The organism is Enterococcus sp. AAFC-DPL-6103, assembly GCF_058216595.1.
This window is the reverse complement of the sequence record NZ_CM177102.1, coordinates 748,118-762,190: the sequence shown is the minus strand read 5'-3', so window position 1 is coordinate 762,190 and position 14,073 is coordinate 748,118. Positions and strand designations below refer to the sequence as shown.

Sequence of the window (14,073 nt, the reverse complement as noted above, 5' to 3'; positions counted from 1 at the left end):
CGCTTGTTTAAAAAATCAAAGCGAGGCTGGATTTTTTAAGTTCCAGCCTCGCTTTGTTATCTGACGTAATTATCAAATTTTTGATTACGCAACTTGCTTGTCGTAACGTTCCACGTTTTGTTTGATTGCACCAATCATTTTCGCATCGTTGATTCCTGTCACCGCTTGGATCAGTTCTTCAATATTTTTTGTTTGCTTCATTTCATAAAGTTCACAACTTTGTTCATCATTTGGATCATAATAGTTAAAAATAATCCCCATCGTCGCAGTTAAATGTGGGGAAACAAGATCTCTTTCTTTTAATTCTAAGATTGGTCGAGTAAAGCGTTCTTGATTTCCCAATTTCCGTAGAGGTGTCCGCGCCACGCGGCTGATTGCATCGGAAATATATTTGTTTTGGAAACGTTGGATAATTTTTTCAATGTATTGTTCATGTTGCTTTTCATCAAAGCCCCACTTCGCAATCAATAGATTTCCTGTTTCCTGTAATACAGATTTTAATTGTGCGACAACCAACGCATCTTGCATTGCTTCATCTATTGTTTGATAACCTAGTAAAGCGCCCGTGTAAGCAGCCGTTGCATGTCCAGTATTCACGCTAAATAGTTTGCGTTCAATATAAGGTTCTAAATCTTCTACATAAAGGACACCTTCCAGCTCGATTGCTGTATTTTTTCGTTCATGATCTGCAATTACCCATTCTTTAAAAGGTTCAACTTGAACAAACAAAGGATCCTCGTGTTTTTGTAACGGAACGATACGATCAACTGCTGCATTTGGAAAACCAATATACTTCTCTAAAAAATCAACTTGTGATAAATGTTTACGGACTTCTGTTTCTAAAAATGCCGAACCACCAATCATATTTTCGCAAGCAACGATATCTAATGGTGTTGTATTCTGTACTTTTTCTCGTTGCTCAATCCCTTTAGCAATCAAGTCAGCGATAAAGGGCAAAATATTTGGTCCAATCGCAGTCGTCACTAAGTCTGCTTCACCAATCGCAGCAATTACGGCTTGAGGATTTTCTTGATTATTGATTCCAGAAACATGTTGGATTTCAATTTGTTTCTTTGTCTCATCCGCAAGTTCAATTACATATCCATTTCTTTCATTCAATGCGTCAATGATTTCCCGATTGACATCCACAAAAGTAATGTCAAAGTCATTTTCGGCTAATACTTCACCGATAAATCCGCGCCCGATATTTCCTGCTCCAAAATGTACTGCTTTCATCTTTCTCTCTCCTTATGCAATCGCTAAATTTTCACAAACTTCTTCTTTACTTAGTGCATCTGCTAACTGAACAACATTGTCTACATCGCTACAGTACAAGGCTATTTGTTGAACTAATGCTAAGTGCTCTTCTCCAACACCTGCGATACCAAACAACACAGTCGCAATTTTCTCCTCATCCTCTGTTCCAAAATTGACACCGTCAGGTACTTGAACAACACAGATACCAGATTTCTTAACATATTTTTTCGCTGAATCTGTTCCGTGAGGAATAGCAATAAAGTTTCCCATATAGACGGATAACATCTCGTCACGTTGAATCATCGAATCGATGTATGCGGTGTCCACGCATCCCGCCTCAACTAATTTTTCTCCACAGTAACGAATCGCTTCTTCTTTAGAAGCAAACGTTTGGTTTAATTCGATCATACTGAAATCTAGTGCTTTCATTGTTTTCTCCTTCTTTAAGCAGATTTTTTAAGTTGTTGCGCAATAGTCTCGTAATGTTTGATTTGAACCATGCTTTCAACTGGTAAATGAAGCGCATTTGGTGCAAGTTCTTGAATTTCTTTTGTCAAATGTTCTCTAGCAAGTACCAATGAATGTTCATCATCAGCTAGTTCATCAATCTTGATTTTTTGTAATGGAATTTGAATATCATTTTTTTGAAGCACTTCTTTTAAGACATTGATGCCCATTGTTGCAGACCCTGCTCGTTGATCATGGACAATCACGATTTTTTGGATTTTACTCATATCTTGTGGTGCGACTTCATGTTGTAACTCGTCCTTTGATTCTAGAGGTTCCGTTGTTTCTTTTTGGCTTAGTTGTTGGATTACCTCGTCATATCTTGGTGAATTCAAGAAATTTTCAACTGCAACAAACTGTGCATGTGGTGCTTTTTGTTTTGCTCTTTCTTGTAATTCCACTTGAGTAATGATCAACGTTCCTTCTTCATCTACCAACTGGCTGATTGCTTGATTTGTCACAGTTTGTGGTAGGTCAGCTTTCTGAACCATTTTTCTTAAAATTGAAGCACCCATCGCACTTGAGCCCATACCTGCGTCACAGGCAAAAATAATTTTTTTAGTCGATGAAAATGCCTCTGGACGAACAGTCACCCCTTTAGCAGTCTGTTTTGCTTGTTTCATTTCTTGAACAGATTGCTCAAAACTTTCTGATTCTTCTCGTGCATCGGCTTTTAAAATAACTACAGAAACCGCAAAAGAAACAATTGTTGCGACTGCGATACCTAATAAAACTGGTAGATAAGAACTAAGTGGTGCCATTGCCAAAATAGCAATGATTGATCCAGGAGAAGCTGGCGCACGTAGACCTGCATCTAATAATTGGAAAATGAAGCTTCCTGAAATCCCACCTGCGATTACCGATAAAAACAAAAGTGGTTTCATCATGACATATGGAAAATAAATTTCGTGAATTCCACCTAAGAAGTGGATAATGATTGCACCCGGTGCAGAAGATTTTGCTGCGCCTTTGCCAAAGAAGGTAAAAGCTAATAACACACCCAATCCAGGACCAGGGTTAGCTTCTAATAAGAATAAAATCGATTTACCTGCTGTTGCGACTTGCTCTGTTCCAAGTGGTGTTAAAATGCCATGATTGATTGCATTATTCAAAAATAAAATTTTCGCTGGTTCGATAAAAATATTTGTGAGTGGAATCAAATGTGCATTTAAAATTACCTCTACACCTTGAGCCATCGCTTGTGTCAAACCATCCACAACTGGGCCAATGCCGGTAAAACCAATTAGGGCTAAACCAAAACCAATCAATCCTGCTGAAAAGTTATTAACTAACATTTCAAATCCTGATTTGATCCGTGATTGAAATACCTGATCAAATTTTTTAATTGCATAACCACCTAAAGGTCCCATAATCATCGCGCCAAGCATCATTGGAATATCCGTTCCCACAATGACCCCCATCGTCGCAATTGCTCCGACAACCGAACCTCGATCACCTGCGATTACTTTTCCACCAGTGTAACCAATCAATAGCGGGATCAAGTAAGTCAGCATTGGCCCAACCATTGTCGCAAATTGTTCATTCGGTAAATAGCCATCTGGAATAAACAAGGCTGTTAGGACACCCCATGCTATTAGCGCCCCAATATTGGGCATCACCATACTAGACAAGGTACTTCCTAATTTTTGAACACGTGCTTTCAGTGAGATTTTTTCTTTTGTATTCATCGTCTGCTCCATTTTTTCTGCTCCTTTTCTTCTTTATGGTTTAATTGTATCCGCTTACCTTTTAGAGAAATAGTCGTACTTTGGCACAAAAGTTTGTGCCAAAACATGGAGAACACAAAAAAGGAGCACGACAATTGTCGTACTCCTTCTCTTAATAAACGATGAACCCAAAGTAATTTCTTGGCAATAAGTCTTTTTCTAAAAATATGAAAAGCTATTTTTGTCAGTTACTCATTCTTTTTTTCCAAAATTGTTTGCACTTCTGACACTGTTTTCGCATCACTCAACGCAATCACTTGTTCAATTTCTGCACAAAAGAATGCCAGTTCTTGTAACATTGGTAACTGCTGTTCCTTTTTGAAAGTAACCGCAAATAAAATCGTTGCAATTTTTGGTTCTTCTTCTGTTCCAAAGTTAACACCATCTGGCACTTGAACAAGTGATATACCCTCTTTGACTACTAGCTCTTCGTCACCATGAGGCAAAGCAACAAAATTACCAATATAAACACTCATCAATTCTTGACGTTTGATCATTGACTCGGTGTATCCTTCTTTTACCCAACCTTGATTTGTTAACCATGCTCCAATATTGGTCAATGCGTCCTGCCAATTACTGAAACTTTGATTCAAGCGTATTCTTTCTGTGGCTAGTTCCATGTATTTCCCTCCTCACTTCTTTTTCTCATTCCTTTATTTTTTCATCTCATCAATCAAAATTTTTGCCAATAATTGATAGACGATTGCTTGATTACCTGACTGAAAAATTTCTAAGTTCAAATCATTCATGATCATCGCTGCACTGATTTTTCCTAGTAAGCGACTATCGGTTTCTTCAATTGGTGAAGGAGCAAGCATTAGCATCATTCGTTCAAGTGCAATTGGTTGCTTATCCATTCCTTCAATGGTGATTGGTTGTTTCAATTGAAAAATACAAAAGACTGGTGCAACTACTGCTGAACTAGATGTGTGAAACAAGCCCATATTTGTTTTTGGGATCCCAATAGGTGACTGTTGATAACGTCGCATTAATTTTTCTTGAACATCCTTTTCATCTCTGAGTAACTCTGTTGATAAGTAGGAAAGAACTTGGCTTAAAATCTCACTTAGTTTGTTTTCGTTGCTAATTTCTTGAATAAAAAAACGAGAAAGTAACTGATTGATTTTTTCCATCACGATCAAGGTTTTCTCGTATTGATCCGCTAAAATTGGTTCCGATGTAGTCGTGTGTTCTGTTGGTAATGGATGGGCGCTTCTCGCTTTTTGGAAGGCTTGTTTCAAACGTTTGATCTCATCTTCTAACAACAAAGGTGACACCAACAAGTAATTACCTGTGTATCCCGGTAAAACGGAAGTCGAGATAACCACATCATACACTTTTTGAAGATCAACTTTTTTGATATCTGCAATTCGATAGAATTCTAGCTGACTAATCGAAGGAAAATATCGTTTCAAGCGCATTTCTAACATACTAGTTGAGGCCAAACCACTCGGAGAAAACGCTGCAATACGGATCGAACTTTCTTTTGGACTACGCTCAAGTGAACTGGCAAAATGTAAAACCGTATAAGCAATTTCTTCATTGGATAACTGCTTCTCTTGAAAAACTTGGCTAACTGCTGACCGAACAGCGGTAGTCAGTTCGTCGTATTGAATCATGATTTTTTCAAGAATCGGATTCGTCAATGTTTCTTCTTGCAAAATCGCTCGAGAAAATACCCCAGACAAGTGTGTCAGCAACATTTTATAAAGACTTTCATCTTCATAAAAACGCACATCGGTTTCTTCACTAACTAATGTGATCAGTTGTTTTACTAGATAAGCAAGCTGTGTATCAAAATGTTCATCAAAGAAATCTTTATCAAATGAATTGGAAAAGTCATTTAACAAACTGGCAAAAAAGACGATTTCATTTACTGGATATAATTGTTGGCTTTCTTTTCCGATAATCGCAAAAAGTCGCTTAGCAATTTGTAAAAATTCTTTGTTTGCTAAACCCAAATAGGTTTCATTCGTCAAAAACTGATTTTTTTTCACCCGATCCATCGTCAACGTTAACATCAAGATCAAATGCGCTAATTTACGGTCACTCAACTCATTTTTTTTACCAATCAACTCTTCACTTATCATCTTTCTCACCAGAAAAAAGTTTTCTAACTGGATGAATCGAAAAAAATAATTTGGACTTTTTTGTTTCTTCACGAGATGAAACAATTCATACTCATTGATTTCCAATTCCAACACATTTGCTGCCAATAAACGTCGATATTTTTCTGGACCAATAATTTCATACCCTTGATTGCGAACAATTTCTAATGGAAGGTGCTCAATACTTGCTTCAAGCTGCTTGATATCTGCGTAAAACGTAGTGTTACTGACTAAATAGGTTTCCAAAAAATACGCTAAACTTAACGGCTGTGCCGTTAATAAAATTTCTAATAAAATCGCATGTTGACGTTCCAATGTCGAAAGTTCTTCTCCAGCTTCATCATTGATTTCCGCCGATAATTTCGACTTAGCTTCAGTTGTTGCTTCAATCAAAAACGTACCACGCGTTACTTTCTTTAATTGAGCATCAACTGCTTTCAATGATAAAGCTAACTGATCTAACTCACGATAGACCGTTCGCTTGCTAACTTTCAAGACTGTCATCATTCGTTCCACGGACACTGGTGTGGAACTGTGTAACAACTCACTGATCAATTGCTTCTCCCTTGTGGACAAGTACATGTTCGACTCCTCCTTTCATCCATTGTTCATAGGATGTTGTTAATACAAAATCTTCAACTAACACAACTTTTGATAGTTCAGCTAACTGAGGATTTTTGTGAAAAAGAGTGGTTGTAACAACATAGATTGTTTCTTTTTCACTTGCTAACTGTTCGATCGGTAGCTTACTGATGGAAAGTGAATATCCTTGTTGCTTTGCTAATTGTGCTAAAATCGTCATCCCTATCGTTTGTGAGCCTCTGACATTTTCTGCATATAAAAACACAACTTTTTCAGTCTTGTTTCTGTCTATTCCTCTGACAATTGCTGCTGTTTTCGCCACGTGAGAAGTTGTTAGAAGAAAGCTTTTAATCTCTGGTAAAGCATTCTCTACTTCCAAAAAATGAGCCAAAGGAAGAATTTGACTGCGTGGTGCTTGCTGCTGAGCAAGTGCCATTAGTTCTCTTTGGACAATAAGTAGTTGATCTGGTTGATTTTTCACTTGATAGATCGAAGTATAGTCAACACTTGCAGGTAAGTTTGCGACTTGTAGTTGTTTCTTCAATAATGCTGCACCCATCGCACTTGAGCCCATCCCCGAATCACAAGCAAAGATAATTTTTTTATTTATCACTGGTTGCATTTCCTCACATTCCTCATCATTTGGCTTTTCTTCTCCAGCAGCCAAAGATTCTTTTCTTAATAAAAACAATGCACAACTAAACGTCACTAAAATACTCACTAAAATGCCAAAACTGACGGCTAAAAGCTGATTCGTTGGCGTATTTGTCAATATAACGACTAATGAGCCTGGTGACACTGGCGCACTTAAACCTACATGCAATAACTGAAACAGAAAAGTTCCACTAGCACCGCCCAAAATGACTGCCAATAAAAGTTTGGGTTTGATTAGTACAAAAGGAAAATAAATTTCATGGATACCGCCAATAGCTTGGATCATTAGCGCACTTCCGGCATTCGTTTTTGTCTCTCTTCTTCCTTGAAGGAGAATTGCAAGCAACACCCCAATTCCAGGGCCCGGATTTGCTTCCATCAAAAACAAAATCGATGAGTTTTCCTGTTGAGCAAATTCAATACCAAGCGGAGTTAAAATGCCATGATTGATAATATTATTAAAAAACAAGACTTTGAGTGGTTCCAACAAAACATGGGATAACGTAAGCATTTTCATTTCCGTCAACCACAAAATAGCTTGTGAGATCATCTGGCTGACCGAAGCAATAAGGGGTGTAAATACAATCATTCCCAACAAGCAACATACACCACCAACGATTCCTACAAGTAAATTATTAATCAACATCTCGTATCCAATCGTAAATTGTTTTTTGACTTTATTTTCAAATAAGTCGTACACTTTTCCTGCCAATGTCCCCAGAATCATGGCACCAACAATTTGTGGTGCTGTTGAACCAACAATAATTCCTAAAGTAGCAATTGCGCCAACAATTGCTCCTCGTTGATTCCCAGTAGTTTTCCCACCCAAATAGCCAATCATAATCGGTAATAACAGATGAAGCATCCATTCGCTCACTTCATTCAGCCTATGGGCTAATTCTCCAGAAAAATAAGGTGTTATAAAAGAAAGAAAGCCCCATGCAATAAAAATACTTAAGTTTGGCATAATCAGTTGGCTCAATTGATGACCTATTTTTCGCAGCTCTAAGTTTTTTGTCGTTAAGTTTTCTATCAAATGATTTCCCCCTTGCTCCCTTTCACTTCAAGACAATCATCTGAAGAGTCACTATTAAAGTATAACAAAGAAAACAAAGCGTCCACAAAATTTTATGTGGTTCACATTCAAAACACTCTTTTTTGAAAAACTGCTTGACATATAGTTCGGTACCGAACTATAATCGAAATAAGAAAATGATTCGGTACCTAACTAATTATATTTATGAATGGAGGTTCTACTAATGAGTAAACTTTTACAAAAATCGAAAAAGAAAATCCATGAAAGCCAAACACTTTCATTAAAAGAAATTGAAAAAGTAAAAATTGAGCTTGAAGCCAAAGCACGATTATTTCAAACAAGTTTTGGATTAATCAAAAAAAGAGTGATAGCCTAAGCATCACTCCTTGATTTGCCAAACTTATTTGATTTTCAACGTCAGCGCATTCAAAGCAACCACAACTGTGCTGAGTGACATCAAGACAGCACCAACAGCAGGACTTAATAAAATACCAATTGGTGCTAAAATACCAGCTGCCAACGGAATAGCGATAATATTGTAACCCGCTCCCCACCAAAGGTTTTGGATCATTTTTCTTCTTGTTTGCTTTGCTAAATCCAAGAAATGCAAAATATCATTGGGATTGCTATTGGTTAAAACAACATCTGCTGAATCAATTGCAACATCTGTCCCAGCACCAATAGCCATCCCGATCGTTGCACGAGCTAAACTTGGTGCATCATTGATCCCATCTCCAACCATAATGACTTTTTTGCCTTGTTGCAAATAGTTTTGTACGATTTTTTCTTTGTCATCAGGTAATAAACCGGCATAAAAATCGTCCATTCCTAAATAATGAGCGACTGCCTGCGCAGCACTTTCGTTATCACCAGTCAACATGACAGGGGTAATTTTGCGTTCTTTCAGTGTTTGGATAAATTGTTTTGCTTCTGGCTTCACGACATCACCTAACGCAATCATTGCAACCAAATGATCTGCTATAAGCAAGAAACTAATCGTGTTTCCTTGTTCTTGATAACGGTGGAGTAACTCAGGTTTGACAACCAAGTTAAGTCGCTTGATTTCTTTTTCATTCACAATCTTGACTTCTTGATTTTTCACCGTGCCAGCTAAACCAACACCTGTTAAATTTTTCAGGTTTTCAACTTTAGCAGGCGTAATTTTTTGCTCTTGCAGATAGTTCATGATCCCGATGGCTAATGGGTGATTCGCATTTGCCTCTAGTGCGCCAATCATTTCAAGTGCTTCCTGTTTTGTTACAGAATCAGTTAGCATTTCAACACCTGTGACCGTAAATTTTCCTTGTGTCAACGTTCCGGTTTTATCTAACATGATAACGTCCAAATCAGCAGCTTGTTCTAAGGCATTTCGGTTTTTCAAGAGCAAGCCATTTTTTGCAGCAATTGATGTGGAACGAGCTACCACTAAAGGAATTGCTAAACCAAGTGCGTGCGGACACGCAATAATAAAGACCGTCACCATTCGTTCTAACGCGGTAGGTAAATCGGCGACGACTAGCCAAACAATAAATGCCAAGATCCCTGCAGCCAACGCCACATAAAACAACCACTTAGCAACTTTGTCTGACAACGATTCTAATTTTGATTTTTCACTTTGTGCTTTACGAACCATTTCCATAACTTTCGCAAGGTACCCACTTTCGCCAGTACCAGTAACTTTGATTTCAATCGTGCCTTCACCATTGACCGATCCACCTATGACGCGGTCATCAACTTGTTTTTTGACTCCTTTTGATTCACCTGTAACAGCTGATTCGTCCACGATCGTATTTCCTTTGATAAGGATACCATCTGTGGGCATCTTATCACCTGAGCGCACAACTAGACGGTCGCCTTCATGAACTTCTTTTAAAGAAACTGTTTCTTCCGTCCCATCTTCTTTGATTCGCTTCACTGATTCAGGTAATAACTCTGCTAACTTTTGTAGCGCATTACTTGCATTTGAGACAGCATTCATCTCGATCCAATGACCCAATAACATAATGACGATCAAAGTAGCTAATTCCCAGAAAAAGTCCATCACATGTGCATGTGGGTTAACTAAGTTTGCGATAAAAGAGTACAAACTATAAATATATGCAACGGAGATCCCCATTGCAATCAAGGTCATCATTGCCGGACTCTTTTGTTCCAATTCCATTTTGGCCCCACTTAAAAATGGTTGGCCTCCATAGATAAAGAGAATCGTAGCTAAAACAAGTACGACCCACTCAGAACCGGGAAAGCTGATTTGAAAAGGCAATTCCAAGCCCATCATTGGTGACAAAAGAATAATAGGAATAGCTAACACAAGAGATAACCAAAATTTCTGCTTAAAATTCCCCATATGCATCGAGTGATCCATTCCACTCATACCATGTTCATGTTTCATTTCCTCATGCATTGAGTGATTCATCCCACTCATATCATGTTCATGTTTCATTCCCTCATGCATCGAATGATCCATTCCACTCATATCATGTTCATGTTTCATTCCCTCATGCATCGAATGATCCATTCCACTCATATCATGTTCATGTTTCATTCCTTCGTGCTTCGACAATTCATTCTGTTTTTCTGATTCTTTCATCTCGATCCCTTCTTCACTTTAATTATTTTTTCATTTTTCGATTTAAACTTAACGAATTAAGCAACACACTAACTGAACTAAAAGCCATCGCACCACCAGCAATAATCGGATTCAACAAGCCAAATGCAGCAAAAGGAATTCCGATCGTGTTATAGATAAAAGCCCAAAAAAGATTCTGCCTGATTTTCTTCAACGTGGCACGAGATAAATCAATTGTTTGTACAACAGCCATTAAATTACTATTCATTAAAGTAACATCTGCTGTCTCCATTGCAATATCAGTTCCACTTCCCATTGCTAAGCCAACATCTGCTAAAGCAAGCGCTGGTGCATCATTGATTCCATCACCAACCATGCCGACTTTTTGATCTGCTTGTTGCAAACGTTGAACATAAGCAGCTTTTTCATCAGGTAATACCTCCGCAAAAATATGAGCTGAATCAAGTCCCACTTGTTTTCCAATCACGTTAGCAGCAAGCTTGTTATCCCCTGTCACCATATACACTTCGATTTTTTGTGCTTGTAGTTTTGCAATTGCTTGTTTCGCTTCTGTTTTCACTGCATCAGCAACTGCAATCAAGCCCAAAACTTGCTTCTCATCAGCCAAATACATAACCGTTTTTCCTTCTTGTTCTAAGTGTAGCGCTTGTTCTTCCAATGAAGCAACTGATAGGCTTAATTGTGCTAAATGTTTTTTTGTCCCAGCAAAATATACTTGTTGATTGATTTTCCCGCTGATTCCAGCACCCGGATGTGCAGTAAATTCACTCACTTCATAAGGAACGATCTCTTTTTCTTGGCTATAATCGTTGATTGCTTTTGCCAAAGGATGTTCGGAAGCTTGTTCCAGACTATGAAAGAGCTTGACAACTTCGGTTGAACCAATCACATCAGTTACTTGAGGAGTTCCCTGCGTAATCGTTCCTGTTTTGTCTAATAAAATACTCGTAAGTCCCGCAGCTTCTTCCAACGCTTCGCCACCTTTAATCAAAATACCATTTCGTGCACCAACGCCCGTCCCTACCATAATTGCTGTTGGTGTTGCTAATCCCAAAGCACAAGGACAAGCAATGACTAAAACAGAGACACTATGAATTAAAGCCAGTTGCCAGTCACCTGTAAGCCATCCAGTCAAAACCAACGTAACAAGAGCAACAACTAAAACTACTGGTACAAAAATACCAGAAATTCGATCGGCGATTTGTTGAATGGGTGCTTTACTTCCTTGAGCATCTTCTACCATTTGGATGATTTGAGCCAACACGGTTTGACTACCTACTTGGGAAACTTCGATCTGTACTAACCCAGTAGTATTCACTGTTCCTCCAAAAACGGTGTCGTCAAGCTGTTTTTCTACTGGTAAGCTCTCTCCAGTCAGCATACTTTCATCAATCGCGCTACTTCCGGAAATGATTTTTCCATCTGTCGGTATTTGTTCACCAGGACGAATGACCAAGCGATCTCCAACCATAACGTCTTCAATCGCAATCGTTTCTTCAACACCATCAACTAATTTCTGTGCTGTCTTCATTTGTAGCGACATCAGTTGTTTGATGGCATCACCTGTCTTGCTTTTGGCTGTATGTTCTAAATATTTTCCTAATAAAATCAAGGTGATGATCATACTACTACTTTCAAAATACAAATCATTGGTCGTACTTGAAACAAATCCGTTATAAATGCTCAACAGAAAAGCAGCAGTCGTTCCAAGAGCGACTAAAACATCCATGTTTGGCGCCTTGGTTTTCAATGCGTGATAGGCACCTTGATAAAAACGTGCACCCACGAAAAACTGAACGGGTAATGCCAAAATCAATTGGACCGTTGGTTGATGGAAAAATTGAACAAGTGTGCCATGATTTCCTAATAACATTGCAATCATTGCAGCCATCAATGGAAAAGTTAAGAGTGCACTTAACAATAAATCTCGTTTCATTTTTCGTAGATACGCTTTTTTTTCTTCAGCAATTTTTTGTTTATGGGCTTCGTCGTATAAGATTGCGCCGTACCCAATTTTTTCGACACTTTGGATCAATGCTTCGGCAGAAGTTTCAGCATATTTGACGCTTGCTTTTTCTGTTGCTAGATTGACTGTTGCCGAAATCACTCCTGGTTGTTCTTTTAATTCTTTTTCTACTCGTGCAGAGCAGTTTGCACAAGTCATTCCAGTAATCACCAAGGTAGTCATTTGAGATGTTTCAGTCATTCAATCACCTCTGCAGGATAACCTAAAGCAGTAATTTGTTCCTTGATCTGTTCTGAATGAATTTGACTCTCGTCAAATTTAACCGTTCCCTTTGCTTTTTTCAGATTTACTTTTACCTTTTGAATACCTGGCAACGCTTGAAGTGTTTCTTCCACCTTTGCTACACAATGATTACAGCTCATTCCTTGAATTGAAAATTGTTGTTTCATCCTAAATTCCTCCTTATGATTTACACGTACATTGTCCAGGGATACAATTGCAAGCAATTGTTGCCACTGGTTTTTTTTGTTGTAACTGTTCCATGATTTTATCGATATCAGCTTGCGTCAATGTTGCTTCTTCCACTAGATCAGCAATCGTCTCGCCAACTTTTTTTGCACAAATATGTGAAAATAAATTTTCTGTCGCACTACGAACAGTATCCATTTCAGAAACTGCTGGATGATAAATAAATTTTTTCCCTTCTTGCTGTGTCCACACAACTTCTTTTTTCACTAATCTTCCTAGTAATGTTTTGACAGTCGCTGCTTTCCAGTCCATCGAATCCGCCAAAATCTGGGTGATCTCTTGTGCAGTCGTTTGGTTTAATGTCCAAATCACTCGCATCACTTCCCACTCGGAATCGCTGATTTTAACAGGCATTTTAGTTTTTACCATTGCTTTCACCTCTTTCGTTTACACTTGTAATCTTTAAAGACAAACTTAGTTTACAACTGTAAACAAAAACTGTCAACTTTCTTTTCTTCTCTTTTTCTCTGTTAGTTCTTGCAAGAAAATTTTTTTACCTTTTTTACTTTTCAAAATGACTACTTGTATTTCATTTGATTGTTCCCGCAAAATTTTTTCTAGTTCTACTACTTGTTTATTGGGAAATTGCCAAATGTAAATCAGAAAGTCTAAGTATTCTCGATCAAATTTTTCTTGAAATGTTCTTGGCATGTCTGGTCTAGAGGCTGGATTGATTCTTCGTTTGAAGGAACGAGAAATTACTCGAAATAAGGACAATAGACGTGGCACTTTCAAGAGGATAAGTGTGTCCGCGTGGTTGAAACGTAAATCACTTGTGCCTAAATAATTGCCATCGATGATCCAGTGTTCATTTGCACGGATAAACTTTTCTTGCTCTGATTGAAACCAAGCTTGAGCCTCTTCACTGTAGTTTGTTTGATGCCACAAAAAATCTAAAGGTAATAAATTGGCTTGTGTTACTTGTTGAAGTTCCCGAGCAAATGTTGACTTTCCTGAACCAGAGTTACCCATGACTAAATACTTCATTGATAGATCTTCCCTTTCTATTTTCTTGATTTTATTTCTGTGTATGAATATGTATACCTTTTACGATACACAAAAAAATAGGACCTGACAAACTAATCACTAGTTAGTCAGATCCTATGATGAATTCTAGT

The 14,073-nt window shown here is 38.0% G+C and carries 12 protein-coding genes; 1 reads left to right on the top strand and 11 read right to left on the bottom strand.

The window, feature by feature from the left end; translation table 11 throughout:
• Positions 1-84: 84 nt before the first annotated feature.
• The 6 genes from AC4BC3_RS03680 to AC4BC3_RS03655 form a co-directional block, all read right to left on the bottom strand.
• Entirely contained in the window at positions 85-1,236 is a 1,152-nt protein-coding gene (locus tag AC4BC3_RS03680) for a mannitol-1-phosphate 5-dehydrogenase (RefSeq protein WP_490466987.1), read from the bottom strand.
• Positions 1,237-1,248: 12 nt separating this feature from the next.
• Complete coding sequence (locus tag AC4BC3_RS03675; protein ID WP_206906999.1) at positions 1,249-1,686, bottom strand: PTS mannitol transporter subunit IIA; 438 nt, start codon at positions 1,684-1,686, stop codon at positions 1,249-1,251.
• A gap of 14 nt (positions 1,687-1,700) precedes the next feature.
• A complete protein-coding gene (locus AC4BC3_RS03670) occupies positions 1,701-3,464 on the bottom strand; it encodes a PTS mannitol transporter subunit IIBC (protein ID WP_490466986.1) in 1,764 nt (587 codons plus the stop codon).
• Positions 3,465-3,679: 215 nt separating this feature from the next.
• Entirely contained in the window at positions 3,680-4,111 is a 432-nt protein-coding gene (locus tag AC4BC3_RS03665; RefSeq protein ID WP_206906996.1) for a PTS mannitol transporter subunit IIA, read from the bottom strand.
• A 33-nt stretch (positions 4,112-4,144) separates the two neighbouring features.
• Positions 4,145-6,181, bottom strand: a complete 2,037-nt coding sequence (locus tag AC4BC3_RS03660) for a BglG family transcription antiterminator (protein ID WP_490466985.1) — start codon at positions 6,179-6,181, stop codon at positions 4,145-4,147.
• Complete coding sequence (locus AC4BC3_RS03655; RefSeq protein ID WP_490467281.1) at positions 6,144-7,802, bottom strand: PTS transporter subunit EIIC; 1,659 nt, start codon at positions 7,800-7,802, stop codon at positions 6,144-6,146. The genes AC4BC3_RS03660 and AC4BC3_RS03655 overlap by 38 nt, the downstream gene beginning before the upstream one ends.
• A 292-nt stretch (positions 7,803-8,094) precedes the next feature.
• Between AC4BC3_RS03655 and AC4BC3_RS03650 the strand changes: the two genes are divergently transcribed.
• Positions 8,095-8,247 carry a hypothetical protein gene (locus AC4BC3_RS03650; RefSeq protein WP_206906992.1) on the top strand — a complete coding sequence of 51 codons (153 nt, stop codon included), beginning with the start codon at positions 8,095-8,097 and terminating at the stop codon, positions 8,245-8,247.
• Between the two features lie 24 nt (positions 8,248-8,271).
• On the opposite strand, the gene copB is transcribed toward AC4BC3_RS03650, so the two are convergent.
• From copB to AC4BC3_RS03625, 5 genes are all read right to left on the bottom strand, one after another.
• The gene (copB, locus tag AC4BC3_RS03645) at positions 8,272-10,416 is read right to left on the bottom strand and encodes a copper/silver-translocating P-type ATPase CopB (RefSeq protein ID WP_490467280.1); all 2,145 of its coding nucleotides are present in this window, start codon (positions 10,414-10,416) and stop codon (positions 8,272-8,274) included.
• 67 nt (positions 10,417-10,483) lie between these two features.
• Positions 10,484-12,667, bottom strand: a complete 2,184-nt coding sequence (locus AC4BC3_RS03640) for a heavy metal translocating P-type ATPase (protein ID WP_490466984.1) — start codon at positions 12,665-12,667, stop codon at positions 10,484-10,486.
• Positions 12,664-12,876, bottom strand: coding sequence for a copper chaperone CopZ (gene copZ, locus AC4BC3_RS03635; RefSeq protein WP_206906987.1), 213 nt, complete (start codon positions 12,874-12,876; stop codon positions 12,664-12,666). Before copZ ends, AC4BC3_RS03640 begins: the two co-directional genes overlap by 4 nt.
• 13 nt (positions 12,877-12,889) lie before the next feature.
• Complete coding sequence (locus tag AC4BC3_RS03630; protein WP_206906985.1) at positions 12,890-13,324, bottom strand: CopY/TcrY family copper transport repressor; 435 nt, start codon at positions 13,322-13,324, stop codon at positions 12,890-12,892.
• A 72-nt stretch (positions 13,325-13,396) separates the two neighbouring features.
• Positions 13,397-13,942 carry a P-loop NTPase family protein gene (locus tag AC4BC3_RS03625; protein ID WP_490466983.1) on the bottom strand — a complete coding sequence of 182 codons (546 nt, stop codon included), beginning with the start codon at positions 13,940-13,942 and terminating at the stop codon, positions 13,397-13,399.
• Positions 13,943-14,073: the final 131 nt, after the last annotated feature.

Excerpts from the sequence above, each read along its gene's own strand:
- AC4BC3_RS03680 (WP_490466987.1), bottom strand. The coding sequence starts at position 1,236 with ATGAAAGCAGTACATTTTGGAGCAGGAAATATCGGGCGCGGATTTATC.
- AC4BC3_RS03675 (WP_206906999.1), bottom strand. The coding sequence starts at position 1,686 with ATGAAAGCACTAGATTTCAGTATGATCGAATTAAACCAAACGTTTGCT.
- AC4BC3_RS03670 (WP_490466986.1), bottom strand. The coding sequence starts at position 3,464 with ATGGAGCAGACGATGAATACAAAAGAAAAAATCTCACTGAAAGCACGT.
- AC4BC3_RS03665 (WP_206906996.1), bottom strand. The coding sequence starts at position 4,111 with ATGGAACTAGCCACAGAAAGAATACGCTTGAATCAAAGTTTCAGTAAT.
- AC4BC3_RS03660 (WP_490466985.1), bottom strand. The coding sequence starts at position 6,181 with ATGTACTTGTCCACAAGGGAGAAGCAATTGATCAGTGAGTTGTTACAC.
- AC4BC3_RS03655 (WP_490467281.1), bottom strand. The coding sequence starts at position 7,802 with ATGCCAAACTTAAGTATTTTTATTGCATGGGGCTTTCTTTCTTTTATA.
- AC4BC3_RS03650 (WP_206906992.1), top strand. The coding sequence starts at position 8,095 with ATGAGTAAACTTTTACAAAAATCGAAAAAGAAAATCCATGAAAGCCAA.
- copB (WP_490467280.1), bottom strand. The coding sequence starts at position 10,416 with ATGAAACATGAACATGATATGAGTGGAATGGATCATTCGATGCATGAG.
- AC4BC3_RS03640 (WP_490466984.1), bottom strand. The coding sequence starts at position 12,667 with ATGACTGAAACATCTCAAATGACTACCTTGGTGATTACTGGAATGACT.
- copZ (WP_206906987.1), bottom strand. The coding sequence starts at position 12,876 with ATGAAACAACAATTTTCAATTCAAGGAATGAGCTGTAATCATTGTGTA.
- AC4BC3_RS03630 (WP_206906985.1), bottom strand. The coding sequence starts at position 13,324 with ATGGTAAAAACTAAAATGCCTGTTAAAATCAGCGATTCCGAGTGGGAA.
- AC4BC3_RS03625 (WP_490466983.1), bottom strand. The coding sequence starts at position 13,942 with ATGAAGTATTTAGTCATGGGTAACTCTGGTTCAGGAAAGTCAACATTT.